Genomic DNA, 14403 nt, shown 5'->3' on the forward strand with positions numbered 1-14403 from the left:
GTGTCAGGCAACATCGATGTTGAATGTACCGACGCCTTCGCGAGCAAGCCCGCTCCCACAGGTGATCTCGCCGTTCTGACATCAGGAGTTCCCCCTATGCAACGCATCGACCACCAGCTTCCCTGGAGCCACCTGGGCACAGAGCGCACCCTCAGCGTGTTCCGTTATGGCGCGGGCCCGCGCAAGGTGTACATCCAGGCCAGCCTGCACGCTGACGAACTGCCGGGCATGCGCACGGCCTGGGAGTTGAAGAAACGCCTGGCCGAACTTGAACGACAGGGACAATTGAACGGTGTGATCGAACTGGTGCCGGTGGCCAATCCCATTGGCCTCGATCAGCACCTGCAAGGCAGCCACATGGGGCGTTTCGAGCTGGGCAGCGGCAAGAACTTCAACCGCTCGTTCGTTGAGCTCAGTGTGCCGGTGGCCGAGTTGATCGGTGATCGCCTCGGCAACGATGCCCAGGCCAACATCGCGCTGATTCGCCAGACCATGGGCCAGGTCCTCGGCGACTTGCCGGCAGCGACATCGCAGCTCGAAGCGATGCACCGCCTGTTGCTGCGCCATGCCTGCGACGCCGACATCACCCTCGACCTGCATTGCGATTTCATTGCTGCGATTCACCTCTACGCCTTGCCGCAGCACTGGCCACAATGGCAATCCCTGGCGGCGCGCTTGAAGGCTGGCGTGGCGTTGTTGTGCGAAGACTCCGGCGGCAGCTCGTTCGATGAGTCCTGTTCTTCGCCATGGTTGCGTCTGGCCAGGGCGTTCCCGGCGGCGGCGATTCCACCGGCGAACCTGGCGACCACGCTGGAGCTGGGCAGCATGGGTGATACCCGCGTCGACCAGGCCCAGGCCAATTGCGAGGCCATTCTCGGGTTCCTCGCCGAGCAGGGCTTCATCTCCGGCAGCTGGCCGGCGGCACCGGACGAATGCTGTGAAGGCATGCCGTTCGAAGGCACCCAATACCTGTTCGCACCGCACCACGGCGTGGTCAGTTTCTTGCGTGAAGCCGGGGAATGGGTGGAGAAGGGCGATGCGCTGTTCGAGGTGGTCGATCCGTTGAACGACAAGGTCACCACCGTGCAGGCCGGTACCAGCGGTGTGCTGTTTGCCATCGACCGTGGGCGCTACACCCAGCCCGGCACCTGGCAGGCGAAAGTCGCCGGGCGCGAGCCGATTCGGGTGGGGAAGTTGATCAACGACTGATCCGGGAATTTTTGCCGACTGTTCGGGCCTCTTCGCGAGCAAGCCCGCTCCCACACTGGATCTTCAGTGAACACAGAATAGGTGTGCAACGACGATCCAGTGTGGGAGCGGGCTTGCTCGCGAAGGCGGCATCAGACACACCCGAGATGTTCCTGTCTGATTCTCAGTGTTAGGCTCTTCCCCGAATCCTGCATTCCGTGAAGGAAGACCCATGTTGAAGATTCTCGCGCTGCTCACGCTGTTGGCATCCACTGTCGTTCACGCCCAAACCCCGCTGCAAACCGACTTGCCGCTCAAGTACCTGGAGCAGGCCAATGCCGATTCGAACCATCAACCCCTGGTGATTTTCCTCCACGGTTACGGCAGTAACGAGCAGGATCTGTTCGGCATCAAGGATGACTTGCCTGCGTCCTACACCTACCTGTCGGTGCGGGCACCTTTGGTGATGGAGGCGGGCAGCTATCAGTGGTTTCGCAAGAAGGGCGAAGGGGCCTACAACGGTGAGACCGATGATCTGAAGTCCAGTGGCCAGGTGCTGCTGGATTTTGTCGCACAGGCCACGAAGAAATATCACACCGAACCCGAGAAGGTGTTCCTGGTCGGCTTCAGCCAGGGCGCGATCATGTCCTACGAAGTGGGCCTGCGGCATCCCGAGGCGCTTGGCGGGATCGCTGCGTTGAGCGGGCGGGTTCTGCCGGTGCTCAAGGCCGAGCTCACACCGGATGAAAAACGCCAGTCGCTGGCGATTTTCATCGGTCATGGCGAGCAGGACAAACGCCTTCCCTACAGCGACGGCACGGAAGCCAACAGCCTGTTGCAGAGCGTGTCACTCGAACCCGAGTTTCACGGCTACCCCGGTGTCGGCCATAACATCAGCGCCGAGGAGATACAGGACTTGAGCGCCTGGTTGCAGCGCTTGAACCCCTGAGCCTCATTTTCCGCTGACGATCTGTTTGATCAGGGTTTCGTGGGCCGCCATGTCGCCGGGACGGGAGATCACCTGGATTACCGTCATGCGGGTGCCGGATGCCGCCATCAGCGTGGTGGTAAGGGTCATGCCGCCGCCCTGTGTGGCGGTGCCGTCGACCTGGCGCAGGCCCAATCCGCTTTTCCGGGTCAGGGACTTCTCGCTCAGTTTGTTGTAGTCGGGCAGGGATGTGTGTTGCGCCGAATCGAAGTCGGCCACGGTGCTGTCGAGGAACTGGCCGTCGTTGTCTTTGACACTGATGCCATCGGGCAGGTTGTTTTCCGCGGCTATGACCACGGTCTTGGTCGTCGCGTTGCTGTACAGGGTGCCCGTCGCACCGCCCGGGTTGGCGGGCAGCGGGTTGGCGATGAAACCCTTGGGCAGGTTGAACGTGAACTTGCCGCCGAGCATCGAGACTTGTTGGGCGGGCGCGTTATCGCTGGAAGTGGCCTTGGCGGCCTGCGCATTCAAAGCCCCCAGGCCGGTAGCCGCGGCCAGTAGCAGGACAAGGGCTTTTTTACTCAACAATGACATCGGAATCTCCAGGGATGGGCGCGCGGTGGGGCGCGATCATCCCACGGAGGTTGTGCTGCATTCCAGTGTGCGCTAACGAGCGGTCGCTTTGTGCTTACACCTGGTTTTGCGGGAACAGGTTGCGACGGGTTTCTTCGTCGAATTCGGCCTTGAGCACCAGTTTCTCTTTCAGGCCGTGGGCGCGCAGGGCGGCTGGGCGGGCGCTGATTTCATCGTACAGGCGCTTGACGTTCGGGTACGCCGCCAGACCGCTCTCGCCGAGGATGTAGGGCGCGTAGTTGGCCCAGCCCCACAGGGCCATGTCGGCGATGCTGTAGGTGTCGCCAGCCAGGTACTGAAGCCGGGCCAGGCGCTCGTCGAGGATGCGGTAGTGGCGTTCGACTTCCTTCAAATAGCGGTTTTTCGCGTAAGGCAGATCTTCCGGTGCGTGGTGCAGGAAGTGCACCGCCTGGCCGGAGAACGGCGACAGGCCGGTGCCGATGAACATCAGCCACGAGAGCATTTCGGCCTGGCCGGCAATGGACGTGGGCAGGAAGCGCTGATGTTTCTGCGCCAGGTGCAGCAGGATCGCCTGGGAGTCGAACACGCTGGCATCGCCATCAACCAGTGCGGGTACCTTGGCGTTCGGGTTGATCGCCAGAAAGGCCGGTTGGTGTTGCTCGCCCTTGAAGGTGTCGACGCCGATCAATTCGTAAGGCGTTTGCAGCTCTTCGAGCAGCAGGGCAACTTTCATCGGGTTCGGCGAAGGGTGGAAAAAGAATTTCATGGTGCAGGCCTCAGTCGGGTAGGGGTTGGAACTGAGGCTGATGTTGAAGCATACCCGTTCGATTGACGTGCAGGGTTATTGTTCTAGTCGTGCAAAACTATCGAACGGGTTTCGGTGCTTTGACGGTTCCTTCAGCGTCCGTCGTCGGGCCCACGGGCCGTGCCAGCAAGCGTTTGGTCACACCCAGCATGGCCACCGACACGGCGATGCCCAGGACAAAAGCGTTCATTCCCATCGTCGGCAACGCCAGCGCCAACACCAGGCAGAAGGCGGCGAACGAGTACATGCCGGTGGCGGTGGCGCGCAGCAATGCGGCGGTAAAGGCCGGGCCACGGGTTTGCTGGGAGAACACCGCCATGACGCTGCCCAATACCGGGAACACCGCCAGCACGCCGCTCCAGCGGTCGCCGACGGTGCTGGCCAGCAGCGTCACGACCAGCGTGAGCAATGCACCGGCCACCATGCGCAGCAGGAGCTTGTCGGATTTCGGCACAGGACCACTGGGCACCGGTTGCACGGTTGGGAACAGGTAGGGTGCGGCGAGCAGCGCGCTGGCGGCGGCGCACACCGAAAACACCAGGGATGTCGGGATCAGCGACAGCACAATTGCCACCACCGCCCAGACCGACAGTGAGACCATCAACGCCAGCGGCCATCCGGCCCGTTGTGCGACCTGGGCGTAGGTCACGCAAAACGCAATCATCGCGAACATGGCCGACAGCGCAGCGGTGGCCGATTGCGCAGCGAACGCCTGGCCTTGTTCAAGGGCGAGGAACAACAGAATCGGCCCGACTACCACCGGCAACCCCGATAACCAGCCGGCCACGCTCGGCCCCCAGCGTTTGCCAGCCAGGGAAATCAGCAGCAGGAAGCCTGGGATCACCAGCAGTTTGAGAATCAACACGCGCACGTCTCCGACCTGTGTGAGGTGGCAACGGTAACATTGCGTCGGGTAGATTGCTTTATGTGTGTGCGAGTTTTGTATACAAAAATAAGGCTCGTTCGAAATTTGTACGGAAGGGTCTTTTGCGCCTACGACTTATCCGGGCATCCACAAAGAGGCCAACCCGCCATGAACCATCAACGATCGCTGCTGCGCCATGGCCTGTGGCTACTTGTTTTGCTGAGCTGTCAGGCCCTGGCCAATTGGCAGGAATCGCTGCCCGGCGCGCAAGTCCTCGGCAGTGGCGAGTTTCGCAAGTACGGCTTCGATGTCTACAGCGCGCGGCTCTGGAGTACGTCGCGGCCCTTGGCGAACGATCAGCCGTTTGCCCTGGAGTTGATCTACCAGCGCAGCATTTCCCGTGATGACCTGGTAAGCGCCAGTGTCAGGGAAATCAAGCGGCTCGCCGGTACCGCGATCAGTGCCGGGCAACTGGCGTCCTGGCAGGCGCAGATGCAACAGTCGTTCGTCGATGTGCAGGCTGGCACGCGGCTGACCTGTGTCTATCTGCCAGGGCAGGGCGCGCGGTTTTTCCTCGGCCAGCAGTTGTTGCGTGAAGTGACGGACCTGCAATTCGCCCAGGCATTTTTTGCCATCTGGCTCGATCCGCGAACCAACAACCCCGAGCTGCGCCAGCAGTTGCTGGGTGTGGTGCCCTGAGCCTGTTGATTCTGCGATTTTTGGGGTGACGGATCTGGCCCCTTCGCGGGCAAGCCCGCTCCCACAGGGGATTTGTGACCTCTGATAAACACGCGGGCAAAAAAGAACCCGGTGCAACTTGCGTCACACCGGGTGTTTTTCCAGGCGGCGACGGTTCTTCGTGGGTCCCCGTGCCGTCTGTTGAACGCTGTTGGCTTACGCCCGCTCGAGCGCCAGCGCCACGCCCTGACCACCACCGATACACAGGGTGGCGAGGCCTTTTTTGGCGTCACGCTTGAGCATTTCATGCAGCAGCGTCACCAGCACACGGCAACCCGAGGCACCGATCGGGTGACCCAAGGCGATGGCGCCGCCGTTGACGTTGACCTTGTTCAAGTCCCACTCCAGGTCCTTGGCCACGGCCAGGGATTGTGCGGCGAAGGCTTCGTTGGCTTCAACCAGCTCAAGCTGGTCGATGGACCAGCCTGCCTTGTCCAGGCAGCGGCGAGTGGCCGATACCGGGCCGATGCCCATGATTGCCGGATCGACACCCGCGTTGGCGTAGGCAGCGATTTTCGCCAGTACCGGCAGGCCGAGGGCCTTGGCTTTGTCGGCGCTCATCAGGATCACCGCAGCGGCACCGTCGTTCAGTGACGAAGCGTTGCCGGCTGTCACCGAACCATCCTTCTTGAAGGCCGGCTTGAGCTTGCCCAGGGAGTCGGCGGTAGTGCCGGTCCGTGGCTGCTCGTCGGTGGCGAAGGGCAGTGGATCGCCCTTGCGCTGCGGGATCAGGATCGGTGTGATTTCGTCAACGAAACGCCCGGCTTCGATGGCGGCCACGGCTTTCTGCTGCGAGGCGGCGGCGAACGCGTCCTGCTGCTCGCGGCTCAGGCTGTATTTCTCGGCCAGGTTCTCGGCGGTGATGCCCATGTGGTAGTCGTTGAACGCATCCCACAGGCCATCGCTGATCATGGTGTCGACGATTTGCGCGTGGCCCATGCGCAGGCCGGTGCGGGCACCTGGCATGACGTAGTTGGCCAGGCTCATGTTTTCCTGGCCACCGGCGATGATCACCTCGGCATCGCCGCAGCGAATCGCCTGGGCGCCCAGGTGCAGGGCCTTGAGGCCCGAGCCGCAGACCTTGTTCAAGGTCATGGCCGGTACGGCGAAGGGCAGGCCGGCCTTGATGGCTGCCTGGCGCGCAGGGTTCTGCCCGGCGCCGGCGGTCAGCACCTGGCCCATGATCACTTCATCGACTTGCGCCGGGTCCAGGCCGGTCTGGGCCAGCAGCTGGCGGATTACCGCGGCACCCAGTTCGACGGCGGAGACATTGGCCAGGGAACCCTGGAAGCTGCCGATCGCGGTGCGCGTGGCGGCAACAATGACGACTTCTTGCATGGAATGATTCCTCACTGGGCAGCGAACTGCATTTCCGGTACATGGTCCGGCACGATCAGTTTACCGGCAGTCTTGGCGACGATCTCTTCGACGCTGACACCCGGCGCACGTTCTTTCAGGATGAACGCACCGTTTTCGATTTCCAGGTAAGCCAGGTCAGTCAGCACGCGCTTGATGCACCCGGCGCCGGTCAGCGGCAGGCTGCATTGGGACAGCAGCTTGGATTCACCGTCCTTGGACGCATGGGTCATGATGACGATGATGTTGTCTGCGCCGGCCACCAGGTCCATCGCGCCGCCCATGCCCTTGACCAGTTTGCCGGGGATCATCCACGAGGCGATGTTGCCTTGCACGTCCACTTCAAAGGCGCCCAGCACGGTCAGGTCGACATGACCGCCGCGGATCATCGCGAAGGACTCGGCCGAGGAAAAAATCGAAGCACCGATACGTGCGGTCACGGTTTGTTTGCCGGCGTTGATCATGTCGGCATCGATGGTTTCTTCAGTAGGAAAGGGACCCATGCCCAGCAGGCCGTTTTCCGACTGCAGCATGACTTCCATGCCTTCGGGGATGTAGTTGGCGACCAGGGTCGGAATGCCGATGCCCAGGTTCACGTAGAAGCCGTCCTGCATTTCGCGGGCGACGCGTTGAGCCATTTGTTCGCGGGAAAGTGCCATTGTTGTTATTCCTTCATTCGGTCCGGGGGCAGGGGATCACTTACGCACGGTGCGCTGTTCGATGCGCTTCTCGAACGTGCCGCAGATGATCCGGTCGACGTAGATGCCAGGGGTGTGGATCTGCGCCGGGTCCAGCTCGCCGGGTTCGACGATTTCTTCGACTTCGACCACGGTGATCTTGCCGGCGGTGGCGGCCAGCGGATTGAAGTTCTGCGCGGTGTGGCGATAGATCACGTTACCGAAATGGTCGGCTTTCCAGCCTTTGACGATGGCGAAGTCGCCGGTGATGGACTCTTCCATCAGGTACTTGCGGCCATGGAATTCGCGGACTTCCTTGCCTTCTGCGACCGGAGTGCCGACGCCGGTGGCGGTGAAGAAGGCCGGAATGCCGGCGCCGCCTGCGCGCATTTTTTCCGCGAGGGTGCCTTGCGGGGTCAGGATGACTTCGATTTCGCCCTTGAGCAGTTGCTCTTCGAACAGCTTGTTTTCGCCGACGTAGGAGGCCACCACCTTGCTGATCTGGCGGTCGGTCAGCAGTACGCCCAGGCCGAAACCGTCGACGCCGCAGTTGTTGGAAACTACCGTGAGGTCGCGAGTGCCCTTGCGCTTGATCTCGTTGATCAGGTTCTCCGGAATCCCGCACAGGCCGAAGCCGCCGGCGATCACGGTCATGCCGTCTTCAAGACCTGCCAGAGCTTCCTCATAGGAACTCACGCGCTTGTCGAAACCTGCCATATGCACCTCTTTTATTCTTTGTGGGCGGCTGGCTAGCCGAATGGAGTTGAGTGTCGCGCTGCTTGATTCATTTGTTAAGTTGATTTTTAAGGTTGATTGATAGATAAAACTCAACAAACCGCTGCTCTAAACTTGCAGCTTGAAGCTAGCAGCTTACAACTTGAGCGTAGCGAGATGACCATCAAGCAGATCCGCGCCTTCCTGGCCGTGGCCCAGAGCCTGAGTTTCGCCGTGGCCTGCGAGCGCCTGCACCTGTCGCAGTCGGCCCTGAGCCTGACCATCAAGGCGCTGGAGGAGGGCCTGGGCGGGCGGCTGTTCACCCGCAACACCCGTAACGTCGCGCTGACCGCCGAAGGCGAATCCCTGCTGCCGTTGGCGCGCCGGCTGATTGCTGACTGGGACAATGCCGAGGACGAGATGCGCCAGCGCTTCACCCTGCAACGCGGCCGCGTGACCCTGGCGGCCATGCCATCGTTCGCCGGCAATCTGCTGCCGCCGATCCTCAAGACATTCCGCGCCCGCTATCCGAACGTCAACGTCACGGTCAACGATGTGATCAACGAGCAGGTGCTGGAAATGGTCCGGGATCGGCAGGTGGAACTGGGGGTGGCGTTCGAGCCGACGCAGAGTTCGTCGCTGCAATTCACGCCGTTGTACATCGACCGTTTCGTCGCGGTGGTGCCCCTGGATTCGGCGCTGGCCGGGCTGGATGACATCGATTGGCAGACCCTGCTCAAGGACCCGTTCATTACCTTGCAGCGACCTTCCACCGTGCGGGTAATGTTGGAAGAGCACTTGCAGGCCCGCGGCATGAAGCTGCCGGTGGAGTTTGAAAGCCATCAACTGGCGACGGTCGGGCGCATGGTCGCCAGTGGCCTGGGCGTAAGCGCGGTGCCGGCCTTGTGTGCCGGGCAAATGCGTGAGCTGGGCGCGCGTTGCATCACGTTGCGTGACCCGGTAGTGGAGCGGGCACTTGGGGTGCTGACATTGCCGGGGGGAGAGCTGTCGGCGGCGGCGCAGGCGATGTTTGATGTGCTGAAAGCGGAAAATTTCAGTCACCAACTTACATGAACAAATCAAAATGCCCCTGTGGGATTGGGTCTTGTCAGTTGTTGAGTCGTTCGGCCAGCAGCGGTAAAAGCTGCTCGCACGACCCCTCGATCTTCACATCCAGCATCTCGTCTGCCCGGGTCTTGCCCAGGTTGATCGCAATCAACGGCTTGCCCTGATCCACCACCGCCCGGCACAAGCGAAACGCCGAATAGGCCATCAACGACGAGCCGACCACCAACAGCCCGGCAGCCTGCTCGACGGTGGCCATCGCCCTGGCCGCCGTGGCCTGTGCGACGTTTTCGCCAAAAAACACTACATCCGGCTTCATCCGTTCCCCGGCGCAATGCTGGCAGTGCGGGACCTGGAAGCGTGCCTCGAAAGCCGGGTCGAGCAAGGTGTCGCCGTCCGGCGCCTGTACTGCGTCGACGCCGGCCAGGTACGGGTTCTGTGTTTCCATCAAGCGCTGGATCGAATCGCGCTCGCTGCGCCGGCCGCAATCCAGGCACAACACCCGGTGCAAACTGCCGTGGAGTTCGATCACGTCATGGCTGCCGGCCTGGTCGTGCAGGGTGTCGACGTTCTGGGTGATCAACCCGCTGATCTGGCGCGTGCCTTGCAGACTGGCCAGTGTGTCGTGGGCCACGTTCGGCTGCGCCTGACGCACCCGTGGCCAGCCGAGCATCGCCCGCGCCCAATAGCGTCGCCGGGATTGCGCTGCAGAGAGAAACTCCTGGTACATCATCGGCTGCCGGCCACGGCGCACGCCCTGGTTGTCGCGATAATCCGGGATGCCCGAGGGCGTGCTGATGCCAGCCCCGGTCAGGACCGCGAACGGCGCGTCGGCCATGAGCCGGTGGAGGCGATCGAGCTGTTCGTGGATCAGGTTGTCGAACATGTTGTGCAGGCCTGTAGGAGCGAGCTCGCTCGCGATGGTCGTCAACGATAACACTGTAATCCTGACACCCCGCGGCGTGATCGCGTTTATCGCGAGCAAGCTCGCTCCTACACCTACAGAGATGGCGGGGGGTGTTTATTTACGCGCCTCCAGAATCAGGTTGAACGGCGTTTCGGTGGCCCGGCGAAAGCGCGTGAAACCAGCCTCTGTAAACACTTTGCGCAACCGCGCTTCGCCGGCCTGGGCGCCGAGGCCGAGGCCGACTTCCTGGGACAGCGAGTTCGGCGTGCAAATAAACGTCGAGGCGGCGTAGAACAGGCGTCCGACCGGGTTGACGTTGTCGTCGAGCAAGTCGTTGGCGTAGGGCTCGACCAGCAGCACCGTGCCGTCGTCTTTCAGCGATTCATAAGCATGTCTGGCCGCGCCCACCGGGTCGCCCATGTCGTGCAGGCAGTCGAAGTAGCAGATCAGGTCGTAGTCGTTGCCGGGGTAGCTTTTGGCCGTGCCCTGGAAGAACCGGGCCCGACCGGACACACCGCCTTCTTCGGCCCTTTGGGTGGCGACGGTAATGGAGGGCGCGTGGTAGTCGAAGCCGACGAATCGCGAATCCGCAAACGCCTGGGCCATGATCACCGTCGAGGCGCCATGGCCGCAGCCGATGTCCGCCACTTTGGCCCCGGCTTCCAGTTTGGCCACCACGCCGTCGAGGGCCGGCAACCATTCGGCGACCAAATGGGCTTTGTAACCTGGGCGGAAGAAGCGTTCGGTTCCGCTGAACATGCACGGATGGTGTTCTCCCCAAGGCAGGGCGCCGTTGCCGCGCATGGCGTTGACCAGCTTGTCCTTGTCGTGGAAAAACGACGCGACGACACCGATGCCCCCGGCGATATAGACCGGTGAGTCTTCGATGGCCAAGGCCATGGCTTGCTCTTCGGGCAGGCGGAACTGGCCGTCGTGGTGTTCCATGTAGCCGGAGGCGGCATGGGCGCTGAGCCATTCGCGCAGCAGGCGGGTGTTGCAGCCGGTTTTCGCGGCAAGGGTTTCGGGGGTGATTGGCTGACTGTCGGCCATCGCCCGGTACAGGCCGAGCTCTTCGCCGAGGATGACGTTGGCGAGCATCGCCGCGCCGCCCATGTCGTTCACCAGTTTGCCCATGAAATCGTTGAGTCTGGCCTCGTCCATCACGTGTGCTCCTTCAACGGGATCACGGTCCAGGGGCATTATCTGGCGAGGCGCTCGCCGCTGGGCGGTGGTCGTGGGAATGTGCAGGGCACCAAGCGGGTCCTGTGTGCATACAGTTTAGTTCGGGCCTTGTACTGCGCGGTCTGGCGCGACGAAAGCGACGTTTTCCCTGCGGGCACATGACTCTGTAGGGGGGATGTATCTCACTGTATCTCACCCGCCTTTCGATACAGTCCCGCGCAACTTCAGGCACCAGCCGAACACAGACCCGATACAAACCTGCGATGAACTGTGAAGGCCGTTTTGGCGCCGCTATTGCGTGGCGGCCAAAACTCTTTCCCTGGCCGTCGCAACCGACGGTCGTACGCTCCTGACTCTGTTCCGCGCCTGATGCGGTCAAGGGGATTTCCATGACAACGCTTGTGTCTCAACCCGATCCCAACGTCACACCCGTGGATCGCCTGCGGGTCGATCACTACACCAATGGCATCATCGGCCCAAGCCAGCCGATGCTCGGGCCATTGGCCGACGGCGGCACGCTGATCACCGGTACACCACCGGGCTGTTGGGGGCCAATGATCACGCCAGCCTTCGAGGGCGGGCATGAAGTGACGCAACCGGTGGCGATCGCCGGGGCGCAAATCGGTGATGCGGTGGCCATCAAGATCAAAAGCATGCGCGTGACGTCGCTGGCGACTTCGTCCGGGGTCATGAAATTTGTCGAGGGGCGGTACAACGGCGATCCGTTCGTCTCGAAATTCTGCTCCACCTGTGGCACCGATCATCCCGCCAGCCATGTCGAAGGCATCGGCGCCGAGGCCATTCGCTGCAACCACTGTGGTGCCGAGGTCAGCGCGTTTCGTTTCAGCCACGGTTATGTGATCGTGTTCGATGCGCAGAACCAGGTCAGTCTGACGGTCAATCAGGACATCGCCAATCGTCTGGCGGGTAACGCTTCGGAAATGTCGGCACTGCCGGAGTTCGCTGCCCAGCATTCGATCCTGTCCCTGGCCCGTGCCGACATCCCCGGCGTTGCGGCTCACATGCGGCCGTTTCTCGGCAACATCGGTACCCTGCCATCCCGGGACTTGCCCGACTCCCACAACTGCGCCGACTTCGGCCAGTACCTGATCAATGCGCCGCACCGTTTCGGCATGACCCGCGAAGAACTGCACGCGGCGAAAACCGACGGCCACATGGACACCAACTCGATCCGCGAAGGCTGCGTACTGATTTGCCCGGTGAAAGTTCCCGGTGCCGGGGTGTACATGGGTGACATGCATGCCCAGCAGGGCAACGGCGAAATCGCCGGACACGCCACCGATTGCTCCGGGGAAACCGAAGTGGTGGTGGAAGTGGTGAAGAACCTGACCCTGGAGGGGCCGATCCTGTTGCAAAACCTGGATGACTTGCCGCCGATGGCGCGGCCAATGAGCGCCGGACAAAGGGCAAAAGTCCGTGAACTGGGTGAGCGTTGGGGCCAGCACGAGATCGAACAGAGCGGGCCGATCACCTTCATCGGCAGCGGCGAGAACCTCAATCTGGCGGTGGAAAACGGCCTGCAACGCGCCGCTTCCGTCACCGGCCTGCCTTATGACGAAGTCCTCAACCGCGCCACTATCACCGGCTCGATCGACATCAGTCGCCTGCCGGGCACTGTGCGCGTGACGTTCCTGTGCCCGATGGCGGTGCTCGATCGCATGGGCATCGGCCATCTGGTGCGTGAGAAATACGATCTGGCCTGACAGCCAATGGCGGGTTTGTACCACAGTGTGTATGGACTTGCCGGCGATACAGACGCTGGCATTTTCCGGCACAAGTGAACACAGGCCCGATACACCCCTTCGATTAACTGTGTCTGACGGCGAGCATCCATTCGGTGCTCGCACCCCAGACACCGTTTGAGATCGATATCATGCAGACATCCATTCCCCCTGTAGCCAAGGCCAGCGCAGGGCTTGGCCTGCGTCGCGGTTTACTCAAAGACCTCCAGGCTGCACCGACAGGCGATTTCGACTTTCTGGAAGTCGCCCCGGAAAACTGGATCGGCATCGGCGGCGCCCATGGTGCGGCGTTGCGGGCACTGGCCGAGCGTTATCCGTTGTCCTGTCACGGCCTGTCCCTGTCCCTGGGCGGACCGTCGCCGCTGGACGTCGGGTTCTTGCAGGAAGTCCGGGGTTTTCTCGATCACTACAACGTGCCGCTGTACAGCGAGCATTTGAGCTATTGCAGCGATGACGGCCACCTGTACGACCTGTTGCCGCTGCCGTTTACTGAAGAAGCGGTGCACCACGTCGCCGCGCGGATTCGTCAGTCCCAGGACATCCTGGGTCGGCGTCTGGCGGTGGAAAACGTTTCCTATTACGCCGCTCCCCGACAGGACATGGACGAGGTGACCTTCACCAATGCGGTGTTGCGTGAGGCCGATTGCGACCTGCTGCTGGACGTCAACAATGTCTACGTCAATTCGATCAACCACGGTTTCGATCCCCAGGAATTTCTCGCCGGAATCGATTCGGGGCGGGTGGTGGCCATGCACATTGCCGGGCATTTCGACGAGTCCGATACCTTGAAGATCGACACCCATGGTGCTTCGGTAAAACCGGCGGTGTGGTCGTTGCTGGCCCAGGCGTATGCCCGGTTCGGTGCGCAACCGACCTTGCTGGAGCGCGATTTCAATTTTCCGGCATTCGCCGAACTGGTGGCGGAATTGCAGACCATTCGCCGTTTGCAACAGGAGGGCGTGAGCCGTGGATAAGTCGGGTCTCTTGCATCAGCAAACCACGATGGGCCTGTACCTGCGCGACCCTGAACACAACGCGCCACCCACCGGTATGGACCCGGCGCGGGCACAGGTTTACCGCGATCTGGTGTTCGCCAACCTGTCTTCGCTGCTCAGTGGCACCTTTCCGGTGTTGGTGAAGATTATCGGCAATGAACGCTGGGGTTCGCTGGTGCGGATCTTTTTGCGGGACTACCGGGCCCGCACACCGAAATTTGGTGAAATCGCTGAGGAGTTTGTCGAGTTTCTCGCGAGCGGGCCTGAGGCATTGAGCGATGGGGCGTGGCCGCCGTTCATGGTGGAGCTGGCGCATTACGAGTGGGTGGAAATGGTGTTGCAACAGTCCGATGCGCAGCCGCTGGTTGGTGGTGATGCGGCGTTGTTGCTGGATCGGCCTTTGCAGGTGTCGCCGCTGGCCTGGCCGTTGGCGTATGCCTGGCCGGTGCAGTTGTTGGGGCCCGATTTTCAGCCGGATGCGTTACCTGATCAGCCGACGTTTTTGCTGGTGCGTCGGGCTGAGGACTGGAGTGTGAGGTTTTCCGGGTTGAGTCCGTTGGCGTGGCGGTTGTTGCAGCGGATTGTTGAGTTTCCGGAGTTGACCGGGGGGGCGCAGTTGCAGGGGG

The 14403-nt window shown here is 61.8% G+C and carries 15 protein-coding genes; 7 read left to right on the forward strand and 8 right to left on the reverse strand.

Features of this window, described 5'->3' with window-relative positions:
• Nucleotides 1–96: 96 nt before the first annotated feature.
• Both ACCD00_RS27415 and ACCD00_RS27420 read left to right on the forward strand, forming a co-directional pair.
• The gene (locus tag ACCD00_RS27415) at nucleotides 97–1209 is read left to right on the forward strand and encodes a succinylglutamate desuccinylase/aspartoacylase family protein (RefSeq protein WP_413428405.1); all 1113 of its coding nucleotides are present in this window, start codon (nucleotides 97–99) and stop codon (nucleotides 1207–1209) included.
• Nucleotides 1210–1420: 211 nt separating this feature from the next.
• A complete protein-coding gene (locus ACCD00_RS27420; protein ID WP_413428406.1) occupies nucleotides 1421–2137 on the forward strand; it encodes an alpha/beta hydrolase in 717 nt (238 codons plus the stop codon).
• A 3-nt stretch (nucleotides 2138–2140) separates the two neighbouring features.
• Here ACCD00_RS27420 and ACCD00_RS27425 read toward each other — a convergent pair whose 3' ends face one another.
• The 3 genes from ACCD00_RS27425 to ACCD00_RS27435 form a co-directional block, all read right to left on the reverse strand.
• Entirely contained in the window at nucleotides 2141–2710 is a 570-nt protein-coding gene (locus ACCD00_RS27425; protein ID WP_413428407.1) for a hypothetical protein, read from the reverse strand.
• A 94-nt stretch (nucleotides 2711–2804) separates the two neighbouring features.
• Complete coding sequence (locus ACCD00_RS27430; RefSeq protein ID WP_413428408.1) at nucleotides 2805–3476, reverse strand: glutathione S-transferase family protein; 672 nt, start codon at nucleotides 3474–3476, stop codon at nucleotides 2805–2807.
• 97 nt (nucleotides 3477–3573) lie between these two features.
• Nucleotides 3574–4380, reverse strand: a complete 807-nt coding sequence (locus tag ACCD00_RS27435) for a hypothetical protein (protein WP_413428419.1) — start codon at nucleotides 4378–4380, stop codon at nucleotides 3574–3576.
• 168 nt (nucleotides 4381–4548) lie between these two features.
• On the opposite strand from ACCD00_RS27435, the gene ACCD00_RS27440 reads away from it, so the two are divergent.
• A complete protein-coding gene (locus tag ACCD00_RS27440) occupies nucleotides 4549–5079 on the forward strand; it encodes a chalcone isomerase family protein (RefSeq protein WP_413428409.1) in 531 nt (176 codons plus the stop codon).
• A 195-nt stretch (nucleotides 5080–5274) separates the two neighbouring features.
• Here ACCD00_RS27440 and ACCD00_RS27445 read toward each other — a convergent pair whose 3' ends face one another.
• Genes ACCD00_RS27445 through ACCD00_RS27455 form a run of 3 tightly spaced genes read right to left on the reverse strand, consistent with a single transcriptional unit; the run spans nucleotide 5275 to nucleotide 7868 of the window.
• Nucleotides 5275–6456, reverse strand: coding sequence for an acetyl-CoA C-acetyltransferase (locus ACCD00_RS27445; protein ID WP_413428410.1), 1182 nt, complete (start codon nucleotides 6454–6456; stop codon nucleotides 5275–5277).
• A gap of 11 nt (nucleotides 6457–6467) precedes the next feature.
• Nucleotides 6468–7133, reverse strand: a complete 666-nt coding sequence (locus tag ACCD00_RS27450; RefSeq protein WP_057399619.1) for a CoA transferase subunit B — start codon at nucleotides 7131–7133, stop codon at nucleotides 6468–6470.
• Between the two features lie 36 nt (nucleotides 7134–7169).
• On the reverse strand, nucleotides 7170–7868 hold the full coding sequence (locus ACCD00_RS27455; protein WP_046816298.1) for a CoA transferase subunit A: 699 nt from the start codon (nucleotides 7866–7868) through the stop codon (nucleotides 7170–7172).
• A gap of 174 nt (nucleotides 7869–8042) precedes the next feature.
• Here ACCD00_RS27455 and ACCD00_RS27460 point away from each other — a divergent pair, with 174 nt between their 5' ends.
• On the forward strand, nucleotides 8043–8939 hold the full coding sequence (locus ACCD00_RS27460) for a LysR substrate-binding domain-containing protein (protein ID WP_413428412.1): 897 nt from the start codon (nucleotides 8043–8045) through the stop codon (nucleotides 8937–8939).
• A gap of 34 nt (nucleotides 8940–8973) precedes the next feature.
• Here the strand turns inward: ACCD00_RS27460 and ACCD00_RS27465 are convergent, their stop codons facing one another.
• A complete protein-coding gene (locus ACCD00_RS27465; protein WP_413428413.1) occupies nucleotides 8974–9816 on the reverse strand; it encodes an NAD-dependent protein deacetylase in 843 nt (280 codons plus the stop codon).
• Nucleotides 9817–9951: 135 nt separating this feature from the next.
• The gene (locus ACCD00_RS27470) at nucleotides 9952–10998 is read right to left on the reverse strand and encodes a class I SAM-dependent methyltransferase (protein WP_413428415.1); all 1047 of its coding nucleotides are present in this window, start codon (nucleotides 10996–10998) and stop codon (nucleotides 9952–9954) included.
• A 410-nt stretch (nucleotides 10999–11408) separates the two neighbouring features.
• Here ACCD00_RS27470 and ACCD00_RS27475 point away from each other — a divergent pair, with 410 nt between their 5' ends.
• From ACCD00_RS27475 to ACCD00_RS27485, 3 genes are all read left to right on the forward strand, one after another.
• The gene (locus tag ACCD00_RS27475; RefSeq protein ID WP_413428416.1) at nucleotides 11409–12743 is read left to right on the forward strand and encodes an acetamidase/formamidase family protein; all 1335 of its coding nucleotides are present in this window, start codon (nucleotides 11409–11411) and stop codon (nucleotides 12741–12743) included.
• A gap of 170 nt (nucleotides 12744–12913) precedes the next feature.
• Entirely contained in the window at nucleotides 12914–13756 is an 843-nt protein-coding gene (locus tag ACCD00_RS27480; RefSeq protein ID WP_413428417.1) for a DUF692 domain-containing protein, read from the forward strand.
• On the forward strand, nucleotides 13749–14403 hold a 655-nt coding region (locus ACCD00_RS27485; RefSeq protein WP_413428418.1), incomplete at its 3' end, for a DUF2063 domain-containing protein. The genes ACCD00_RS27480 and ACCD00_RS27485, both read left to right, overlap by 8 nt.

It is taken from the genome of Pseudomonas sp. Pseusp3, from assembly GCF_047304225.1.
Taxonomy (GTDB): domain Bacteria; phylum Pseudomonadota; class Gammaproteobacteria; order Pseudomonadales; family Pseudomonadaceae; genus Aquipseudomonas; species Aquipseudomonas fluorescens_CD.